This is a genomic window from Streptomyces sp. R302, from assembly GCF_012927245.1.
Lineage (GTDB): Bacteria > Actinomycetota > Actinomycetes > Streptomycetales > Streptomycetaceae > Streptomyces.
Map to the genome: position 1 here is coordinate 1,148,445 of NZ_JABBGE010000001.1, position 15,564 is coordinate 1,164,008.

13 protein-coding genes are annotated in these 15,564 nt (G+C 71.7%); 9 read left to right on the forward strand and 4 right to left on the reverse strand.

Annotation, left to right across the window (positions count from 1 at the left end; genetic code table 11):
- Positions 1–118: 118 nt before the first annotated feature.
- From HHL19_RS05245 to HHL19_RS05285, 9 genes are all read left to right on the forward strand, one after another.
- Positions 119–3,073 carry a M14 family metallopeptidase gene (locus HHL19_RS05245; protein ID WP_169085907.1) on the forward strand — a complete coding sequence of 985 codons (2,955 nt, stop codon included), beginning with the start codon at positions 119–121 and terminating at the stop codon, positions 3,071–3,073.
- 223 nt (positions 3,074–3,296) lie between these two features.
- Positions 3,297–4,307 carry a type I glyceraldehyde-3-phosphate dehydrogenase gene (gene gap, locus HHL19_RS05250; RefSeq protein WP_169085909.1) on the forward strand — a complete coding sequence of 337 codons (1,011 nt, stop codon included), beginning with the start codon at positions 3,297–3,299 and terminating at the stop codon, positions 4,305–4,307.
- 117 nt (positions 4,308–4,424) lie between these two features.
- Positions 4,425–5,636: a phosphoglycerate kinase gene (locus HHL19_RS05255; protein WP_169085911.1), complete on the forward strand. Its 1,212-nt coding sequence runs from the start codon at positions 4,425–4,427 to the stop codon at positions 5,634–5,636.
- A gap of 7 nt (positions 5,637–5,643) precedes the next feature.
- Entirely contained in the window at positions 5,644–6,420 is a 777-nt protein-coding gene (gene tpiA / locus HHL19_RS05260) for a triose-phosphate isomerase (protein WP_169085913.1), read from the forward strand.
- Between the two features lie 113 nt (positions 6,421–6,533).
- The gene (gene secG / locus HHL19_RS05265; RefSeq protein ID WP_169085914.1) at positions 6,534–6,764 is read left to right on the forward strand and encodes a preprotein translocase subunit SecG; all 231 of its coding nucleotides are present in this window, start codon (positions 6,534–6,536) and stop codon (positions 6,762–6,764) included.
- Positions 6,765–6,841: 77 nt separating this feature from the next.
- Positions 6,842–7,177 (forward strand): RNA polymerase-binding protein RbpA, encoded by a 336-nt coding sequence (locus HHL19_RS05270; RefSeq protein ID WP_003957010.1) that lies wholly within the window; start codon positions 6,842–6,844, stop codon positions 7,175–7,177.
- Between the two features lie 163 nt (positions 7,178–7,340).
- Positions 7,341–8,996: a glucose-6-phosphate isomerase gene (pgi, locus tag HHL19_RS05275; protein WP_169086337.1), complete on the forward strand. Its 1,656-nt coding sequence runs from the start codon at positions 7,341–7,343 to the stop codon at positions 8,994–8,996.
- 3 nt (positions 8,997–8,999) lie between these two features.
- A complete protein-coding gene (locus HHL19_RS05280) occupies positions 9,000–9,500 on the forward strand; it encodes a PH domain-containing protein (RefSeq protein ID WP_169085916.1) in 501 nt (166 codons plus the stop codon).
- Complete coding sequence (locus HHL19_RS05285) at positions 9,497–11,029, forward strand: PH domain-containing protein (RefSeq protein WP_169085918.1); 1,533 nt, start codon at positions 9,497–9,499, stop codon at positions 11,027–11,029. The genes HHL19_RS05280 and HHL19_RS05285 overlap by 4 nt, the downstream gene beginning before the upstream one ends.
- A 28-nt stretch (positions 11,030–11,057) precedes the next feature.
- Here the strand turns inward: HHL19_RS05285 and pgl are convergent, their stop codons facing one another.
- From pgl to tal, 4 genes are read right to left on the reverse strand one after another with little or no spacing between them, the layout of a single operon-like run.
- Positions 11,058–11,810, reverse strand: a complete 753-nt coding sequence (pgl, locus tag HHL19_RS05290; protein ID WP_169085920.1) for a 6-phosphogluconolactonase — start codon at positions 11,808–11,810, stop codon at positions 11,058–11,060.
- Positions 11,807–12,877 carry a glucose-6-phosphate dehydrogenase assembly protein OpcA gene (gene opcA / locus HHL19_RS05295; RefSeq protein WP_169085922.1) on the reverse strand — a complete coding sequence of 357 codons (1,071 nt, stop codon included), beginning with the start codon at positions 12,875–12,877 and terminating at the stop codon, positions 11,807–11,809. Before opcA ends, pgl begins: the two co-directional genes overlap by 4 nt.
- A complete protein-coding gene (zwf, locus tag HHL19_RS05300) occupies positions 12,874–14,406 on the reverse strand; it encodes a glucose-6-phosphate dehydrogenase (RefSeq protein ID WP_169085924.1) in 1,533 nt (510 codons plus the stop codon). Before zwf ends, opcA begins: the two co-directional genes overlap by 4 nt.
- 5 nt (positions 14,407–14,411) lie before the next feature.
- The gene (gene tal, locus HHL19_RS05305; RefSeq protein WP_169085926.1) at positions 14,412–15,536 is read right to left on the reverse strand and encodes a transaldolase; all 1,125 of its coding nucleotides are present in this window, start codon (positions 15,534–15,536) and stop codon (positions 14,412–14,414) included.
- Positions 15,537–15,564 lie beyond the last annotated feature (28 nt).

Genomic DNA, 15,564 nt, shown 5'->3' on the forward strand with positions numbered 1-15,564 from the left:
CTCCACCAGCGTACGTACGCCTCCCGGTCGTTGCCGCGAGGCGCCCTTGACAGGACCATGAGCGCCCCAGAGCCTGGCCTCCGTTCACCTTCGTGACGGAACACACCAAGGGGGGCTCATGAGACAAAGAGCGCGGGCGATCCTCGCCGCCGCCTCACTGCTGGTCGCGGGCATCGCGGCGGCACCCGCCGCCGGAGCGCGCCCGGCGGACCCGGAGGGCGGCGACGCCCTCTCCGTATGGCGCGCCACGGTCACCCAGGAGCAGGTCCCGCTGCTCCTGGAGGCCGGTACCGACGCACACGAACTGACCGAGCGGGTGCCCGAGCACGGCACCGCCACCGTCGAGCTGTACCTGACCGAGACGCAGGCCGGCGCCCTGCGCGGCCGGGGCGTCACGCTCGCCGAGCACGACCCCGGCCCGGCCGCCGCCCGGCGCGCGGCCGCCGCCGGCGACGGCGTCTTCCGGCCCTACGGCGGCCCCGGCGGCCTCAAGGAGGAGATCCTCGCCACCGCCGCCGACCACCCCGGCCTCACCAAGGTCGTCTCGATCGGCAAGACCCTCAAGGGCCAGGACATCCTCGCCGTCAAGGTCAGCAAGGGGGCCCGGAAGACGAAGGACGGCGCCAGGCCGGCCACGCTGTACGTCTCCAACCAGCACGCCCGCGAGTGGATCACCCCGGAGATGACAAGGCGGTTGCTGCACCACTACCTCGACAACTACGGGACCGACGAGCGGATCACCCGGATCGTCGACTCCACCGAGCTGTGGTTCGTGCTCTCCGCCAACCCCGACGGCTACGACTTCACCCACGCCGACCCGGCCAACCGCCAGTGGCGCAAGAACCTCCGCGACAACGACGGCGACGGCGTGATCAGCGCCGGCGACGGCGTCGACCTCAACCGGAACTTCGCCTACAAGTGGGGCTACGACGACGAGGGTTCGTCCCCCGACCCGGCCGACGAGACCTTCCGCGGCAAGGGCCCCATGTCCGAGCCGGAGACCCGGGCCCTGGACGCCTTCCAGAAGCGCATCGGCTTCTCGTACGGCGTCAACTACCACTCCGCCGCCCAGCTGCTGCTCTACGGCGTCGGCTGGCAGGTCGCCACCGACACCCCGGACGACACCGCCCTGAAGGCGCTCGCGGGCACCCCGCAGAACTCCGCGGTCCCCGGCTACCGGCCGCAGGTCTCCTCCGAGCTGTACACCACCAACGGCGAGGCCGACGGACACGCCGCCAACGTCAACGGCATGCAGATGTTCACCCCCGAGATGTCCACCTGCGCCACCGCCTCCCGCGTCGACCCGAACGACGCCTGGGAGGCCGCCGACTGCGCCTCCGTCTTCACCTTCCCCGACGACGAGAAGCTGATCCAGGCCGAGTTCGCCAAGAACATCCCCTTCGCGCTCGCCGTCGCCGAGTCCGCCGCCCGCCCCGACGACCCGGTCTCCCCGGTCGGCGCCCCGGCCCCGGCCCTCACCCCCGACGCCTTCACCACCTCCTACGCCGCAACCGGCGAGGAGCAGCCGGTGGCCGTCACCGCCCGGAAGTCGCTGCGCGCCAAGACCCTCCACTACCGGATCAACGGCGGCCGCACGCACCGCGCCGGGGTCGAGGCCTGGGAGGGCGGCGAGACCTACGGCGGCGAGGACAACCGGTACTACGACCAGTACCGCGGCGAGGTGCGCGGCGCCCGGCCCGGCGACTCCGTCGAGGTCTGGTTCACCGCCCGCGGCCGCGACGGCCGGACCACCGCCACCACCCCCTTCACCTACCGGGTCGCCGAACGCGCCCGCGGGGACGTCCTCGTCCTCGCCGAGGAGGGCGGTACGAGCGCCGCACGGCACGTCGCCGCGTACACCGGGGCGCTCGCCGCGACCGGCCGGAAGGCCGCCGTCTGGGACGTCGCCACCCAGGGCGCCCCGCACGCCCTCGGCACCCTCTCCCACTTCCGCACCGTCGTCTGGTACACCGGCGCCGAGCGCCCCTCAGGGGCCGTCGAGCTCGCCGTCCGCTCCTACCTCAACGAGGGCGGAAAGCTTCTCAACGCCGGTGAGAAGACCGGCGGCCCGACCCGGATCGGCCGGGCCGAGTCCAACGACTTCGCCCAGTACTGGCTCGGCGCCTACCACCGGGCCGGCCTGGACGCCCCGCCCTCCTTCGCCGGCTCCGGCCGCCTCGCGGGCCCGCCGACCGGGCTCGGCGCCGCCGACGGCAACCCGCTCGACAACGCCGGCGCCTTCACCGTCACCTCCGACAGCCTCGACCCGGAGACCCACCCGCAGTTCGCCTCCAGCGCCCCGGCCGGCGACTACCCCGGCCTGCGCACCCCCTTCGAACCGGCCGAGGGCACGTCCTTCGCCGCCGTGAAGCACGCCGACGACACCTGGGCCCGGCTCAGCCGCACCGTCGACCTCACCGGCACCGCCGCCGCCGACGGCCCCCGGCTCGACTTCCAGGTCAGCCACGACACGGAGCCCGGCTACGACAACCTCGTCGTCGAGGCCCGCACCGTCGGCCAGGACGACTGGACCACCCTGCCCGACCGCAACGGCGGCACCTCCGCGGAGCCGCCCGCCGACTGCGGCGAGGGCTACTACCTGAAGCTCCACCCCGCCCTCGGCCGCTACCTCACCCTCGGCGAGGACGGCTGCGTGCCCACCGGCACCAGCGGCGCCTGGAACGCCTTCACCGGCCCCTCCAACGGCTGGCGGCAGGCCTCCGTCGACCTCTCCGCCTACGCGGGCAAGCAGGTCGAGCTCTCCCTCTCGTACGTCTCCGACCCCGGCACCGGCGAGACCGGCGCCTTCGTCGACGACGTCCGCCTGGTCACCGCGGCCGGCACCGAACGCGAGGGCTTCGAGAGCTCGCTCGGCGCCTGGACCGTGCCCGGCGCCCCGGCCGGCAGCCCCGGCAACGGCGCCGACTGGACCCGCTCGTCGGCCCTCTTCCACTCCGTCGCCGCCGTCACCACCCGTGACACCGTCCTCCTCGGCTTCGGCCTGGAGCACGTCGGATCGGCGGCCGAACGGCAGCGGCTCCTCGACCGTGCCCTCACCGCGCTCCGCCGCTGACGGAGAGTAAGGGGGACAAAGGTCCCACGGCGGCCCGTACCCGTTGGTAGGCACGGGCCGTCGGCCCTTTTCCGGTCACTTTCCGGGCTCGAACGGCTGCGCTCGATGTCACTCGGGGGCGCCCGGAGGGGTAGGGTCGTAAGCGGTCGGGGACATCCCAAAAAAATCAAGATCTCGCCGGTGTGACATTTCACCCGGCGTTCTCATACGAGGAGATCGGTTCGTGACGATCCGCGTAGGCATCAACGGCTTTGGCCGTATCGGTCGCAACTACTTCCGCGCGCTCCTTGAGCAGGGTGCCGACATCGAGGTCGTGGCCGTCAACGACCTGGGCGACACCGCGACCACGGCGCACCTGCTGAAGTACGACACCATCCTGGGTCGCCTCAAGGCCGAGGTCTCCCACACCGCCGACACCATCACCGTCGACGGGCACACCATCAAGGTGCTGTCCGAGCGCAACCCCGCCGACATCCCCTGGGGCGAGCTCGGCGTGGACATCGTCATCGAGTCCACCGGCATCTTCACCAAGCGCGACGACGCCGCCAAGCACCTGGCCGGCGGCGCCAAGAAGGTCCTCATCTCGGCTCCGGCCACGGGCGAGGACATCACCATCGTCATGGGTGTCAACCAGGACAAGTACGACCCGGCGCGGCACGACGTCATCTCGAACGCGTCCTGCACCACCAACTGCGTCGCCCCGATGGCCAAGGTCCTCGACGAGAACTTCGGCATCGTCCGCGGTCTCATGACGACGGTCCACGCGTACACCAACGACCAGCGCATCCTGGACTTCCCGCACAAGGACCTGCGCCGCGCCCGCGCCGCCGCGGAGAACATCATCCCGACCACGACGGGTGCCGCGAAGGCCACCGCCCTGGTCCTCCCGCAGCTCAAGGGCAAGCTGGACGGCATCGCCATGCGCGTCCCGGTCCCCACCGGCTCCGCCACCGACCTGGTCGTCACCCTGGACCGCGAGGTCACCAAGGACGAGGTCAACGCGGCCTTCAAGAAGGCCGCCGATGACGGCCCGCTGAAGGGCATCCTCTTCTACACCGAGGACCCGATCGTCTCCTCGGACATCGTCAGCGACCCGGCGTCGTGCACCTTCGACTCCTCCCTGACCATGGTCCAGGACGGCAACTCGGTCAAGATCCTCGGCTGGTACGACAACGAGTGGGGCTACTCCAACCGTCTCGTCGACCTCACCTCCTTCGTCGGCGACCAGCTCTGACGTACTAGGGTTCAACAGGGCAGGGCTTTCGATGTGAGCAGGGCTCGGGCAGCGCGACGAAGCGCTGCGCGGGCCCTGTCTCGTGTGCTCCACCGCGTACCAAGGAGTCAGTAACAGATGAAGACGATCGACGAGCTTCTCGGCGAGGGCGTCGAGGGCAAGCGGGTGTTCGTCCGCGCCGATCTCAACGTGCCCCTCGACGGCACCACCATCACCGACGACGGCCGCATCCGCGCCGTCGTCCCCACGGTCAAGGCGCTCGCCGACGCCGGCGCCCGGGTCGTGGTCGCCTCCCACCTGGGCCGCCCCAAGGGCGCCCCGGACCCCGCGTTCTCCCTCGCCCCCGCCGCCGCGCGGCTCGGCGAACTGCTCGGCGCCGAGGTGGCCTTCGCCACCGACACCGTCGGCGAGTCCGCGCGGGCGACCGTCGCGGGCCTGACCGACGGCCGGGTGGCCGTCATCGAGAACCTGCGCTTCAACGCCGGCGAGACCTCGAAGGACGACGCCGAGCGCGACGCCTTCGCGGACCAGCTGGCCGCCCTCGCCGACCTCTACGTCGGCGACGGCTTCGGCGCCGTGCACCGCAAGCACGCCTCGGTCTACGACCTCCCGGGCAAGCTGCCGCACGCCGCCGGCTACCTGATCGCCACCGAGGTCGGCGTCCTGAAGAAGCTGACCGAGGACGTCCGGCGGCCGTACGCGGTCGTCCTCGGCGGTGCCAAGGTCTCCGACAAGCTCGGCGTGATCGACCACCTCCTGGAGAAGGCCGACCGCATCCTCGTCGGCGGCGGCATGGCCTACACCTTCCTCAAGGCCCAGGGCCACGAGGTGGGCATCTCCCTCCTCCAGGAGGACCAGATCCCGGCCGTGCTCGACTACCTCAAGCGGGCCGAGGAGAAGGGCGTGGAGTTCGTCCTCCCCGTCGACGTCCTGGTCTCGCCGTCCTTCCCGGACCTCAAGACCAAGGCTCCGTCGAACCCCACCACCGTCGCCGCGGACGCCATCCCGGCCGACCAGGAGGGCCTGGACATCGGTCCGGAGACCCGCAAGCTGTACGCCTCGAAGCTCGCCGACGCGGCCACCGTCTTCTGGAACGGCCCGATGGGCGTCTTCGAGCACCCCGACTACGCCGACGGCACCAAGGCCGTCGCCCAGGCGCTCGTCGACTCCCCGGCCTTCACCGTGGTCGGCGGTGGCGACTCCGCCGCCGCGGTCCGCATCCTGGGCTTCGACGAGAACGCTTTCGGCCACATCTCGACCGGTGGCGGCGCCTCCCTCGAATACCTCGAGGGCAAGCAGCTCCCCGGCCTCGTCGCACTGGAGGACTGACCTTCCCATGACCACCCGCACCCCGCTGATGGCTGGCAACTGGAAGATGAACCTCAACCACCTGGAGGCCATCGCCCACGTCCAGAAGCTCGCCTTCACCCTCACCGACAAGGACTACGACGCCGTCGACGTCGCCGTCCTCGTCCCCTTCACCGACCTGCGCTCCGTGCAGACCCTGATCGAGGGCGACAAGCTCAAGATCAAGTACGGCGCCCAGGACCTGTCGGCCCACGAGTCCGGCGCGTACACCGGTGAGATCTCCGGCGCCATGCTCGCCAAGCTGAACACCGCCTTCGTCGCGGTCGGCCACTCCGAGCGCCGCCAGTACCACGGCGAGTCCGACGAGCTGTGCAACGCCAAGGTGAAGGCCGCCTTCGCCCACGGCATCACCCCGATCCTCTGCGTCGGCGAGGAGCTCGACGTGCGCGAGGCCGGCGACGCCGTCACGCACACCCTCGCCCAGGTCGAGGGCGGCCTCAAGGGCGTCCCGGCCGAGCAGGCCGAGACGGTCGTCGTCGCCTACGAGCCCGTCTGGGCCATCGGCACCGGCAAGGTCTGCGGCGCCGAGGACGCCCAGGAGGTCTGCGGGGCGATCCGAGGCAAGCTCGCCGAGCTGTACTCGCAGGACGTCGCCGACAAGATCCGCATCCAGTACGGCGGCTCGGTCAAGGGCGGCAACGTCGCCGAGATCATGGCGCAGCCCGACATCGACGGCGCCCTGGTCGGCGGTGCCTCGCTGGACGCGGACGAGTTCGTCAAGATCGTCCGCTTCCGTGACCAGTGACGATGTGACGATGTAGAGCGGCGGAGGTGATCCGTCGTACCCTTGCGGGGGTCGGGCAGGCGCCCGGCCCCCGTCCCTTTTCAAGCTCCGAGGAAGTTGGTCCAGCCGTGGTTATGGGGTTCTCGATCGCCCTGATCGTCTTCAGCGGCCTGCTGATGCTGCTGGTGCTGATGCACAAGGGGAAGGGCGGCGGCCTCTCCGACATGTTCGGTGGCGGCATGCAGTCCTCCGTCGGCGGCTCCTCGGTCGCCGAGCGCAACCTCGACCGGATCACGGTCGTGGTCGCCCTGCTGTGGTTCGCCTGCATTGTGGTACTTGGTCTGCTCATGAAGCTCGACGGGTAACTCCGCACACTGGACGCGCGTTGGGCCTTCCGTAGACTGGGGCATCTTCGAGCACCATCACGCAGGGAGTTACGACCGTGGCAAGTGGCAACGCGATCCGGGGAAGCCGGGTCGGAGCGGGGCCGATGGGGGAGGCCGAGCGGGGCGAGTCGGCACCGCGCCTCCGCATCTCCTTCTGGTGCTCGAACGGGCACGAGACCCAGCCGAGTTTCGCGAGCGACGCGCAGGTCCCCGACACCTGGGACTGTCCCCGCTGCGGTTTCCCGGCCGGCCAGGACCGGGACAACCCGCCGGACCCGCCGCGCACCGAGCCGTACAAGACCCACCTCGCCTACGTGCGGGAGCGCCGCAGCGACGCGGACGGCGAGGCCATCCTCGCCGAGGCGCTCGCCAAGCTGCGGGGCGAGATCTGAACACAGGACGAACACCGGCCGAAGGGCCCTGGACGCGAACCGGCTTCGCGACCAGGGCCCTTCGTCGTGTCCGGTTCCGGTGGCACGGATCGCCCCGCGCGATCAATTAGGTTGGAGGAGCAGCGGGGCAGAAACGTACGAGAAGAAGTGGGCGATGTCCGAAATGACCACTGAAGGACGCATCAGGCTCAACCGGCTGCCCGAGTGGGCGGCCCTCGGCAAGCACCGGGAGCAGCTGGGCGACACCCATCTGCGCGAGCTGTTCGCGGCCGACCCGGAGCGCGGCACCGGCTACACCCTGCGGGTCGGCGACCTCCACCTGGACTACTCCAAGCAGCTCGTCACCGACGAGACCCTCGCGCTGCTGCGCGACCTGGCCGCCGCCACCGACGTCGCCGGCCTGCGCGACGCCATGTTCCGCGGCGAGAAGATCAACACCACCGAGGACCGGGCCGTCCTCCACACCGCGCTCCGCGCCCCCCGCGGGGCCGTGATCGAGGTCGACGGCGAGAACGTCGTCCCCCAGGTCCACGCCGTCCTCGACAAGATGGCCGGCTTCGCCGACCAGGTCCGCTCCGGCGCCTGGACCGGGCACACCGGCAAGCCGGTCAAGAACATCGTCAACATCGGCATCGGCGGCTCCGACCTCGGCCCCGCGATGGCCTACGAGGTCCTGCGCGCCTACACGCGGCGGGACCTGACGTTCCGTTTCGTCTCCAACGTCGACGGCGCCGACCTCCACGAGGCCGTCCGCGACCTCGACCCCGCCGAGACGCTCTTCGTCGTCGCCTCGAAGACCTTCACCACCATCGAGACGGTCACCAACGCCACCTCCGCCCGCGACTGGCTCCTCACCGGCCTCGGGGCCGGCCAGGAGGCCGTCGCCAAGCACTTCGTGGCGCTCTCGACCAACGCCGAGAAGGTCCAGGACTTCGGCATCGACACGGCCAACATGTTCGAGTTCTGGGACTGGGTCGGCGGCCGCTACTCGTACGACTCCGCCATCGGCCTCTCCCTGATGATCGCCATCGGGCCGGACCACTTCCGCGAGATGCTGGACGGCTTCCACCTCGTCGACGAGCACTTCCGCACCGCCCCCGCGGAGGAGAACGCGCCGCTGCTGCTCGGCCTCCTCGGCGTCTGGTACGGCGGCTTCTTCGACGCCCAGTCGCACGCCGTCCTGCCGTACTCCCACTACCTGTCCAAGTTCACCGCCTACCTCCAGCAGCTCGACATGGAGTCCAACGGCAAGTCCGTGGACCGCCAGGGCGAGCCGGTCGACTGGCAGACGGGACCGGTCGTCTGGGGCACCCCCGGCACCAACGGGCAGCACGCCTACTACCAGTTGATCCACCAGGGCACCAAGGTCATCCCCGCCGACTTCATCGGCTTCGCCCGGCCCGTCGACGACCTGCTGCCCGGCCTGGTCCCCCAGCACGACCTGCTGATGGCCAACTTCTTCGCGCAGACCCAGGCCCTCGCCTTCGGCAAGACGCCCGAGGAGGTGCGCGCCGAAGGCGTGCCGGAGGAGCTCGTCCCGCACAAGACCTTCCGGGGCAACCACCCCACCACCACGATCCTCGCCGACGCCCTCACCCCCTCGGTCCTCGGCCAGCTGGTGGCGCTCTACGAGCACAAGGTCTTCGTCCAGGGCGCGATCTGGAACATCGACTCCTTCGACCAGTGGGGCGTCGAGCTCGGCAAGGTCCTCGCCAAGAGGATCGAGCCCGTCCTGACCGGTGAGGGGGACACCGGGGGCCTCGACAGCTCCACCGCGGCCCTCGTCTCCGCCTACCGCGCGCTGCGCGGCCGGAGCTGACCGATGGCGGGGGAGGACGCGGTACGGCTCCGGCCGCCCAGGAACGCCGTGGACCGCAGGGCGGTCGGCTGGTGGCGGGCCCAGTGCCTGCTCGGCACCGCCGTCCCGGTCGCCGTCCCGGCCGTGCTCGGCGTCCTGATCGGACCGGCCAGGACCTGGCTGCTCGCCGCGGCCGCCGTCCTGGCGGCCCTCGGGCTCGCCTGCACCGCGTTCTTCCCCGCCTGGTGGTACCGGGTGCACCGCTGGGAGGTCACCGACGAGGCCGTGTACGTCCGCACCGGAGCCCTGTGGCAGGAGTGGCGGATCGCCCCCATGTCCCGGATCCAGACCGTGGACACCGTACGCGGCCCGCTGGAGCAGCTCTTCGGGCTCGCCACCCTCACCGTCACCACCGCCTCCTCCAAGGGCGCGCTCCGGGTGGAGGGGCTCGACCACGAGCTCGCCGCCGAGCTCGCCGAACGGCTCACCGCGCTCACCCGGGCCACCCCCGGGGACGCCACGTGAGCGCCGGACCTGAGGGGGAGTGGCGGCGGCTCGACCCGCGCACCCTCCTCGTCACCGCCGCCGTGTTCTGCGGGATCGCGGTCGGCGCCGGAGTGCCCGTGGCCGCCGGACTCGCCGGCGGCATGCCGCTGTGGCGGGCCGTCTCCTGGGTCCTCGCCGGCGCCGCCCTCCTCGTCGGCGGCGGCACCGTCGCCGACTGGGTGCGCTGCCGCCGCACCCGCTACCGGATCGGCCCCGACCGGGTCGAACTCCACACCGGGCTCCTCCTCCTCAAGCGCCGCTCGCTGACCCGCGACCGGATCCGCAGCGTCGACCTCACCGCCAACCCGCTCCAGCGCGTCCTCGGCCTCGTCGAGGTCCGCATCGGCACCGGCGAGTCCACCGGCGGCGGCGAGTCCACCCTCGAACTCGAACTCGTCACCCGCGCCGAGGGCGAACGGCTCCGCCGCGAACTCCTCACCCGCCCCGCCGCAGCGGCCGACCCCGCCCACGACGGCACCCTCGCCGTCCTCGACCCCCGCTGGATCCGCTACGCCCCCGTCTCCTTCGTCGCCCCCGCCCTCGGCGGCGCCGCGGCCGGAGCGGTCATGCAGGTCAGCGAGTGGTTCGGCGCCCAGGCCGAGGTCATCGACTGGATAGGGGACCGCTTCGCGTCCGTCTCGCTGCCCTGGATGATCGTCGACCTGATCCTCCTCGCCACCCTCGCCGGCGCGGTCGGCGCCCTCGGCCTCTGGATCGAGATGTGGTGGAACTTCCGGCTCGAACGCGAACCGGGCGGCACCCTCCGGGTCCGCCGCGGCCTGTTCACCACCCGCTCGGTCACCCTGGAGGAGCGCCGGCTCCGCGGCGTCGAACGGGTCGAGCCCCTCGGCGTCCGGTTCTTCGGAGCCGCCCGGCTCGACGCCGTCGCCACCGGCCTCACCGAGGACGACGACGAGAAGCACACCGACCTCAAGGCCCTCCTGCCGGCCGCGCCCCGGGCCGTCGCCGACCGCGTCGCCGCCGAGGTGCTGCGCGAGCCCGAACCGCCCACCTCCGCCCCGCTCACCGCCCACCCCCGGGCCGCCCGCACCCGCAGGCTCCGCTGGGCCCTCGCCGCCGTGCTGATCCCCGCCGCCGTCCTCGCCCTCCTCGGGGCACTCCTCACCCCGGCGCTGCTGTACGTGGCAGCCGGCTGGACCGTGGTGCTCGCGCCGCTCGCCGTGCTCCTCGCCCGGGACGCGTACCGCTCCCTCGGGCACACCGTCAGCGGCGGCTATCTGGTGACCCGTTCGGGCACGGTGCGCCGGGCCACCGTCGCCCTGCAGCGGACCGGGATCATCGGCTGGACGGTCAAGCAGTCGTACTTCCAGCGCCGCGCCGGAATCCTCACCGTCACCGCCACCACGGCCGCCGGAGAGGGCGCCTACGACGTCCTGGACGCCGGGGAGTCCCAGGGCCTCGCCCTCGCCGACGCGGCCGTACCGGGGCTGCTCGCGCCCTTCCTCGTACCGGCGCGGACGCCGGAGGCCCGGCCCACCTCTCGGTGAACCGGGCCTCCGTCAGGGCCTGCCGGCGCTACGGCAGCTCCGAGGCCGCCGCCGTGTCCATCAGCCACAGCGTGCGCTCGGCGCCCCGGGCGCCGGACGCCGGGACGCGCACCTCGTCCGCGTCGCCGGAGAGCGCGAGGGCCGCGGCCTTCGCCTTGTCCTCGCCGGCCGCGAGCAGCCAGACCTCCCGGGCCGCCCGGATCGCCGGGAGGGTCAGGGAGATCCGGGTCGGCGGCGGCTTGGGCGCGTCGTGCACCCCGACCACCGTCCGCCCGGTCTCCCGGACCGCCGGGAGCTCGGGGAAGAGCGAGGCCACGTGGGTGTCCGGGCCGACGCCCAGCATCAGCACGTCGAAGGCCGGCACCTCGGCCCCCGGACCGGCCGCGGCGGCCAGCTCGGCCGCGTAGGCCGCCGCGGCGGCGTCGGCGTCGTCCCCGTAGGGACCGTCCGAGGCCGGCATGGCGTGCACCCGGGCCGGGTCCAGCGGGACCCGGTCGAGGAGCGCCTCACGGGCCTGGGTGACGTTCCGCTCCGGGTCGCCCTCGGGCAGGAACCGCTCGTCGCCCCACCACAGGTCGAGCCGCGACCAGTCGATCGCGTCCCGGGCGGGCGCCGCGCCGAGCGCGGCGAGCAGGCCGTTGCCGTTGCGGCCGCCGGTCAGCACGACCGAGGCGGTGCCCCGGGCGGACTGGGCGTCCACGACGGAGGTGATCAGCCGGGCCGCCGCGGCCTCGGCCATCAGCTCCTTGGTCCGGTGGACCACCAGGCGCGGGGCGCTCACTTGGCCGCCGCCTTCTTCGCCGGGGCCTTCTTGGCGGGAGCCTTCTTCTTCGCCTCCGCCTCGACCTCTGCCTCCGCCTCGGCCGTGGGGGCCGCGGTCACGTCCACCGGCTCCTCGGGCGCGGGGGCCATGGTGGCCGCCTCCTCGTCGAGCCGCTCCAGACCGAACCGCAGTGCCGCCGCGTAGGTGTCGTCCGGGTCGAGCCGGCGCAGCTCCTCCGCGATCAGCTCGGCCGTCTCGCGCCGCTTGAGCGCCACCGCGCGGTCCGGCTGTCCCTGTATGGAGAGGGTGGCGAGCGAGCCGTCGGGCCGGTCGAGGACGATCGGTCCGGCGCTGGTCTGCAGCCGTACGGAGGTGAGGCCGGGGCCGTTCGACCGGGAGCGCCGCACGGGCACCTCCAGCCGCTCGGCCAGCCACATCGCGAGGAGTTCGACGCTCGGGTTGAACTCCTCGCCCGCCACGTCGGCCGAGGTCACCGTGCAGTGGACCTGGTCGAGCGCGGCGGCCAGCATCGAGCGCCACGGGGTGATCCGGGTCCACGACAGGTCCGTGTCGCCGGGGGTGTAGGTGCCCGCGCGCGCGGTCAGCTCCTCGATGGGCTGCTCGGCGGCGTACGTGTCGGTCACCCGCCGCTGGGCGAGGGCGCCCAGCGGGTCGTTCGCCGGGTCGGTCGGCGCGTTCACCGGCCACCAGACGACGACGGGGGCGTCCGGGAGGAGCAGCGGCAGCACCACCGACTGGGCGTGGTCGACGACCTCGCCGTACAGCCGGAGGATCACCGTCTCCCCGGAGCCGGCGTCGGCGCCGAGGCGGACCTCGGCGTCGAGCCGGGTGTTGGCCCGGTCACGGGGCGAGCGCGAGCCCCGCTTGATGACCACGAGGGTCCGCGAGGGGTGCTCGCGGGAGGCCTCGTTGGCCGCCTTCAGGGCGTCGTAGGCGTTCTCCTCGTCGGTGACGATGACGAGGGTGAGTACCATGCCGACGGCCGGGGTGCCGATCGCCCGCCGCCCGAGCACCAGCGCCTTGTTGATCTTCGAGGACGTGGTGTCCGTCAGGTCGGTCTTCATGGCCGGCGCCAGCTCCTGCCGTCTCGTGCGAGCATCTCGTCCGCCTCGATCGGACCCCAGGTCCCGGACTCGTACTGGGCGGGCTTGCCGTGCCTGTCCCAGTACTGCTCGATCGGGTCGAGGATCTTCCAGGACAGCTCGACCTCCTCCACGCGCGGGAAGAGGTTGGAGTCGCCGAGCAGGACGTCCAGGATGAGCCGCTCGTACGCCTCGGGGCTGGACTCGGTGAAGGACTCGCCGTAGGCGAAGTCCATCGACACGTCCCGGATCTCCATCTGGGTGCCGGGCACCTTGGAGCCGAAGCGGACGGTGACGCCCTCGTCGGGCTGCACCCGGATGACGATGGCGTTGCGGCCCAGCTCCTCCGTCGACGTGTGGTCGAAGGGGGAGTGCGGGGCGCGCTGGAAGACCACCGCGATCTCGGTGACCCGGCGGCCGAGGCGCTTGCCGGTGCGCAGGTAGAAGGGGACGCCCGCCCAGCGGCGGTTGTCGATCTCCAGCTTGATCGCCGCGTAGGTGTCGGTCTTCGACTGGGGGTCGATGCCCTCTTCCTCGAGGTAGCCGACGGCCTTCGCGCCACCCTGCCAGCCGGCCGCGTACTGACCGCGGACGGTGGACTTCGACAGGTCCTTCGGCAGCCGGACCGCGCCCAGGACCTTGGTCTTCTCCGCGGCGAGCGCGTCGGCGTCGAAGGAGGCGGGCTCCTCCATCGCGGTCAGCGCGAGCAGCTGGAGCAGGTGGTTCTGGATGACGTCACGGGCGGCGCCGATGCCGTCGTAGTAGCCGGCGCGGCCGCCGATGCCGATGTCCTCGGCCATGGTGATCTGGACGTGGTCGACGTACGACCGGTTCCAGGTCGGCTCGAAGAGCGTGTTGGCGAAGCGGAGCGCCAGGATGTTCTGGACGGTCTCCTTGCCGAGGTAGTGGTCGATGCGGAAGACCGCCTCGGGCGGGAAGACCTCGTGGACGACCTCGTTGAGCTCCTTGGCGGAGGCGAGGTCGTGGCCGAAGGGCTTCTCGATGACGGCGCGGCGCCAGGAGCCGTTCTTCTGGTCGGCGAGGCCGTGCTTCTTCAGCTGCTGGACGACCAGGGGGAAGAACTTCGGCGGCACGGACAGGTAGAAGGCGAAGTTGCCCCCGGTGCCCTGGGCCTTGTCCAGCTCCTGGATGGTCTCCTTCAGCTGCTCGAAGGCCTCGTCGCTGTCGAAGTCGCCCTGGACGAACCGCATGCCCTGGATGAGCTGCTGCCAGACCTCCTCGCGGAAGGGGGTGCGGGCGTGCTGCTTGACCGCGTCGTGGACCTCCTGCGCGAAGTCCTCGTCCTGCCACTCCCGGCGGGCGAAGCCGACGAGCGAGAAGCCCGGCGGCAGCAGGCCGCGGTTGGCCAGGTCGTAGACGGCGGGCATCAGCTTCTTACGGGACAAATCGCCCGTGACGCCGAAGATGACCAGGCCCGACGGCCCCGCGATGCGCGGGAGCCGTCGGTCGGCGGCGTCACGGAGCGGGTTGGCTCCGTCGACGGTGCTCAAGGTGGTCAGCCCTCCGAAGGGACGCGGCGCGCGAGCTCCGCCTCGGTCGAGGCGAGCAGGTCGTTCCAGGACGCCTCGAACTTCTCGACGCCCTCGTCCTCCAGGAGCTGCACGACGTCGTCGTAGCTGATGCCCAGCTTCTCGACGGCCGCCAGCTCGGCGCGGGACTGCTCGTACGTCCCGCGGATGGTGTCGCCGGTGACCTCGCCGTGGTCGGCGGTGGCCTCCAGGGTCGCCTCCGGCATGGTGTTCACCGTGCCCGGGGCGACCAGGTCCACCACGTACAGCGTGTCCTTGTACGCCGGGTCCTTGACGCCGGTCGAGGCCCACAGCGGACGCTGCTTGTTGGCGTGCGCCTTGTCCAGGGCCGCCCAGCGCTCCGAGGAGTCCGAGAAGATCTCCTCGTACGCCTCGTAGGCCAGGCGCGCGTTGGCGAGCGCGGCCTTGCCCTTGAGGGCCTTGGCCTCGGCGGTGCCGATGCCGTCCAGGCGCTTGTCGATCTCCGTGTCCACGCGGGAGACGAAGAAGGACGCCACCGAGTGGATCTCCGACAGGTCGAGGCCGCGCTCGCGGGCCTTCTCCAGGCCCGCCAGGTAGGCGTCCATGACGGCGCGGTAGCGCTCCAGGGAGAAGATCAGCGTCACGTTCACGCTGATGCCCAGGCCGATGACCTCGGTGATCGCCGGCAGACCCGCCTTGGTGGCCGGGATCTTGATGAGCGTGTTGGGGCGGTCCACCAGCCAGGCCAGCTGCTTGGCCTCGGCGATCGTGGCGGCCGTCTCGTGGGCGAGCCGCGGGTCGACCTCGATCGAGACCCGGCCGTCCTGGCCGTCGGTCGCGTCGAAGACCGGGCGCAGGATGTCGGCGGCGTCGCGGACGTCCGCCGTCGTGATCATGCGGATGGCCTCGTCCACGGTCACCTTGCGGGCGGCCAGGTCGGCGAGCTGCTGCTCGTAACCGTCGCCGGAGGTGATCGCCTTCTGGAAGATCGACGGGTTGGTGGTGACCCCGACCACGTGCGACTGGTCGATGAGCTCGGCCAGGTTGCCGGACGTGATCCGCTTGCGCGACAGGTCGTCCAGCCAGATCGCGACGCCTTCGTCGGAGAGGCGCTTGAGAGCGTCTGTCATGAGAAATGCATCTCCAAAAAGTCGTACG

Excerpts from the sequence above, each read along its gene's own strand:
- HHL19_RS05245 (WP_169085907.1), top strand. The coding sequence starts at position 119 with ATGAGACAAAGAGCGCGGGCGATCCTCGCCGCCGCCTCACTGCTGGTC.
- HHL19_RS05255 (WP_169085911.1), top strand. The coding sequence starts at position 4,425 with ATGAAGACGATCGACGAGCTTCTCGGCGAGGGCGTCGAGGGCAAGCGG.
- tpiA (WP_169085913.1), top strand. The coding sequence starts at position 5,644 with ATGACCACCCGCACCCCGCTGATGGCTGGCAACTGGAAGATGAACCTC.
- secG (WP_169085914.1), top strand. The coding sequence starts at position 6,534 with ATGGGGTTCTCGATCGCCCTGATCGTCTTCAGCGGCCTGCTGATGCTG.
- pgi (WP_169086337.1), top strand. The coding sequence starts at position 7,341 with ATGACCACTGAAGGACGCATCAGGCTCAACCGGCTGCCCGAGTGGGCG.
- HHL19_RS05280 (WP_169085916.1), top strand. The coding sequence starts at position 9,000 with ATGGCGGGGGAGGACGCGGTACGGCTCCGGCCGCCCAGGAACGCCGTG.
- opcA (WP_169085922.1), bottom strand. The coding sequence starts at position 12,877 with ATGAAGACCGACCTGACGGACACCACGTCCTCGAAGATCAACAAGGCG.
- tal (WP_169085926.1), bottom strand. The coding sequence starts at position 15,536 with ATGACAGACGCTCTCAAGCGCCTCTCCGACGAAGGCGTCGCGATCTGG.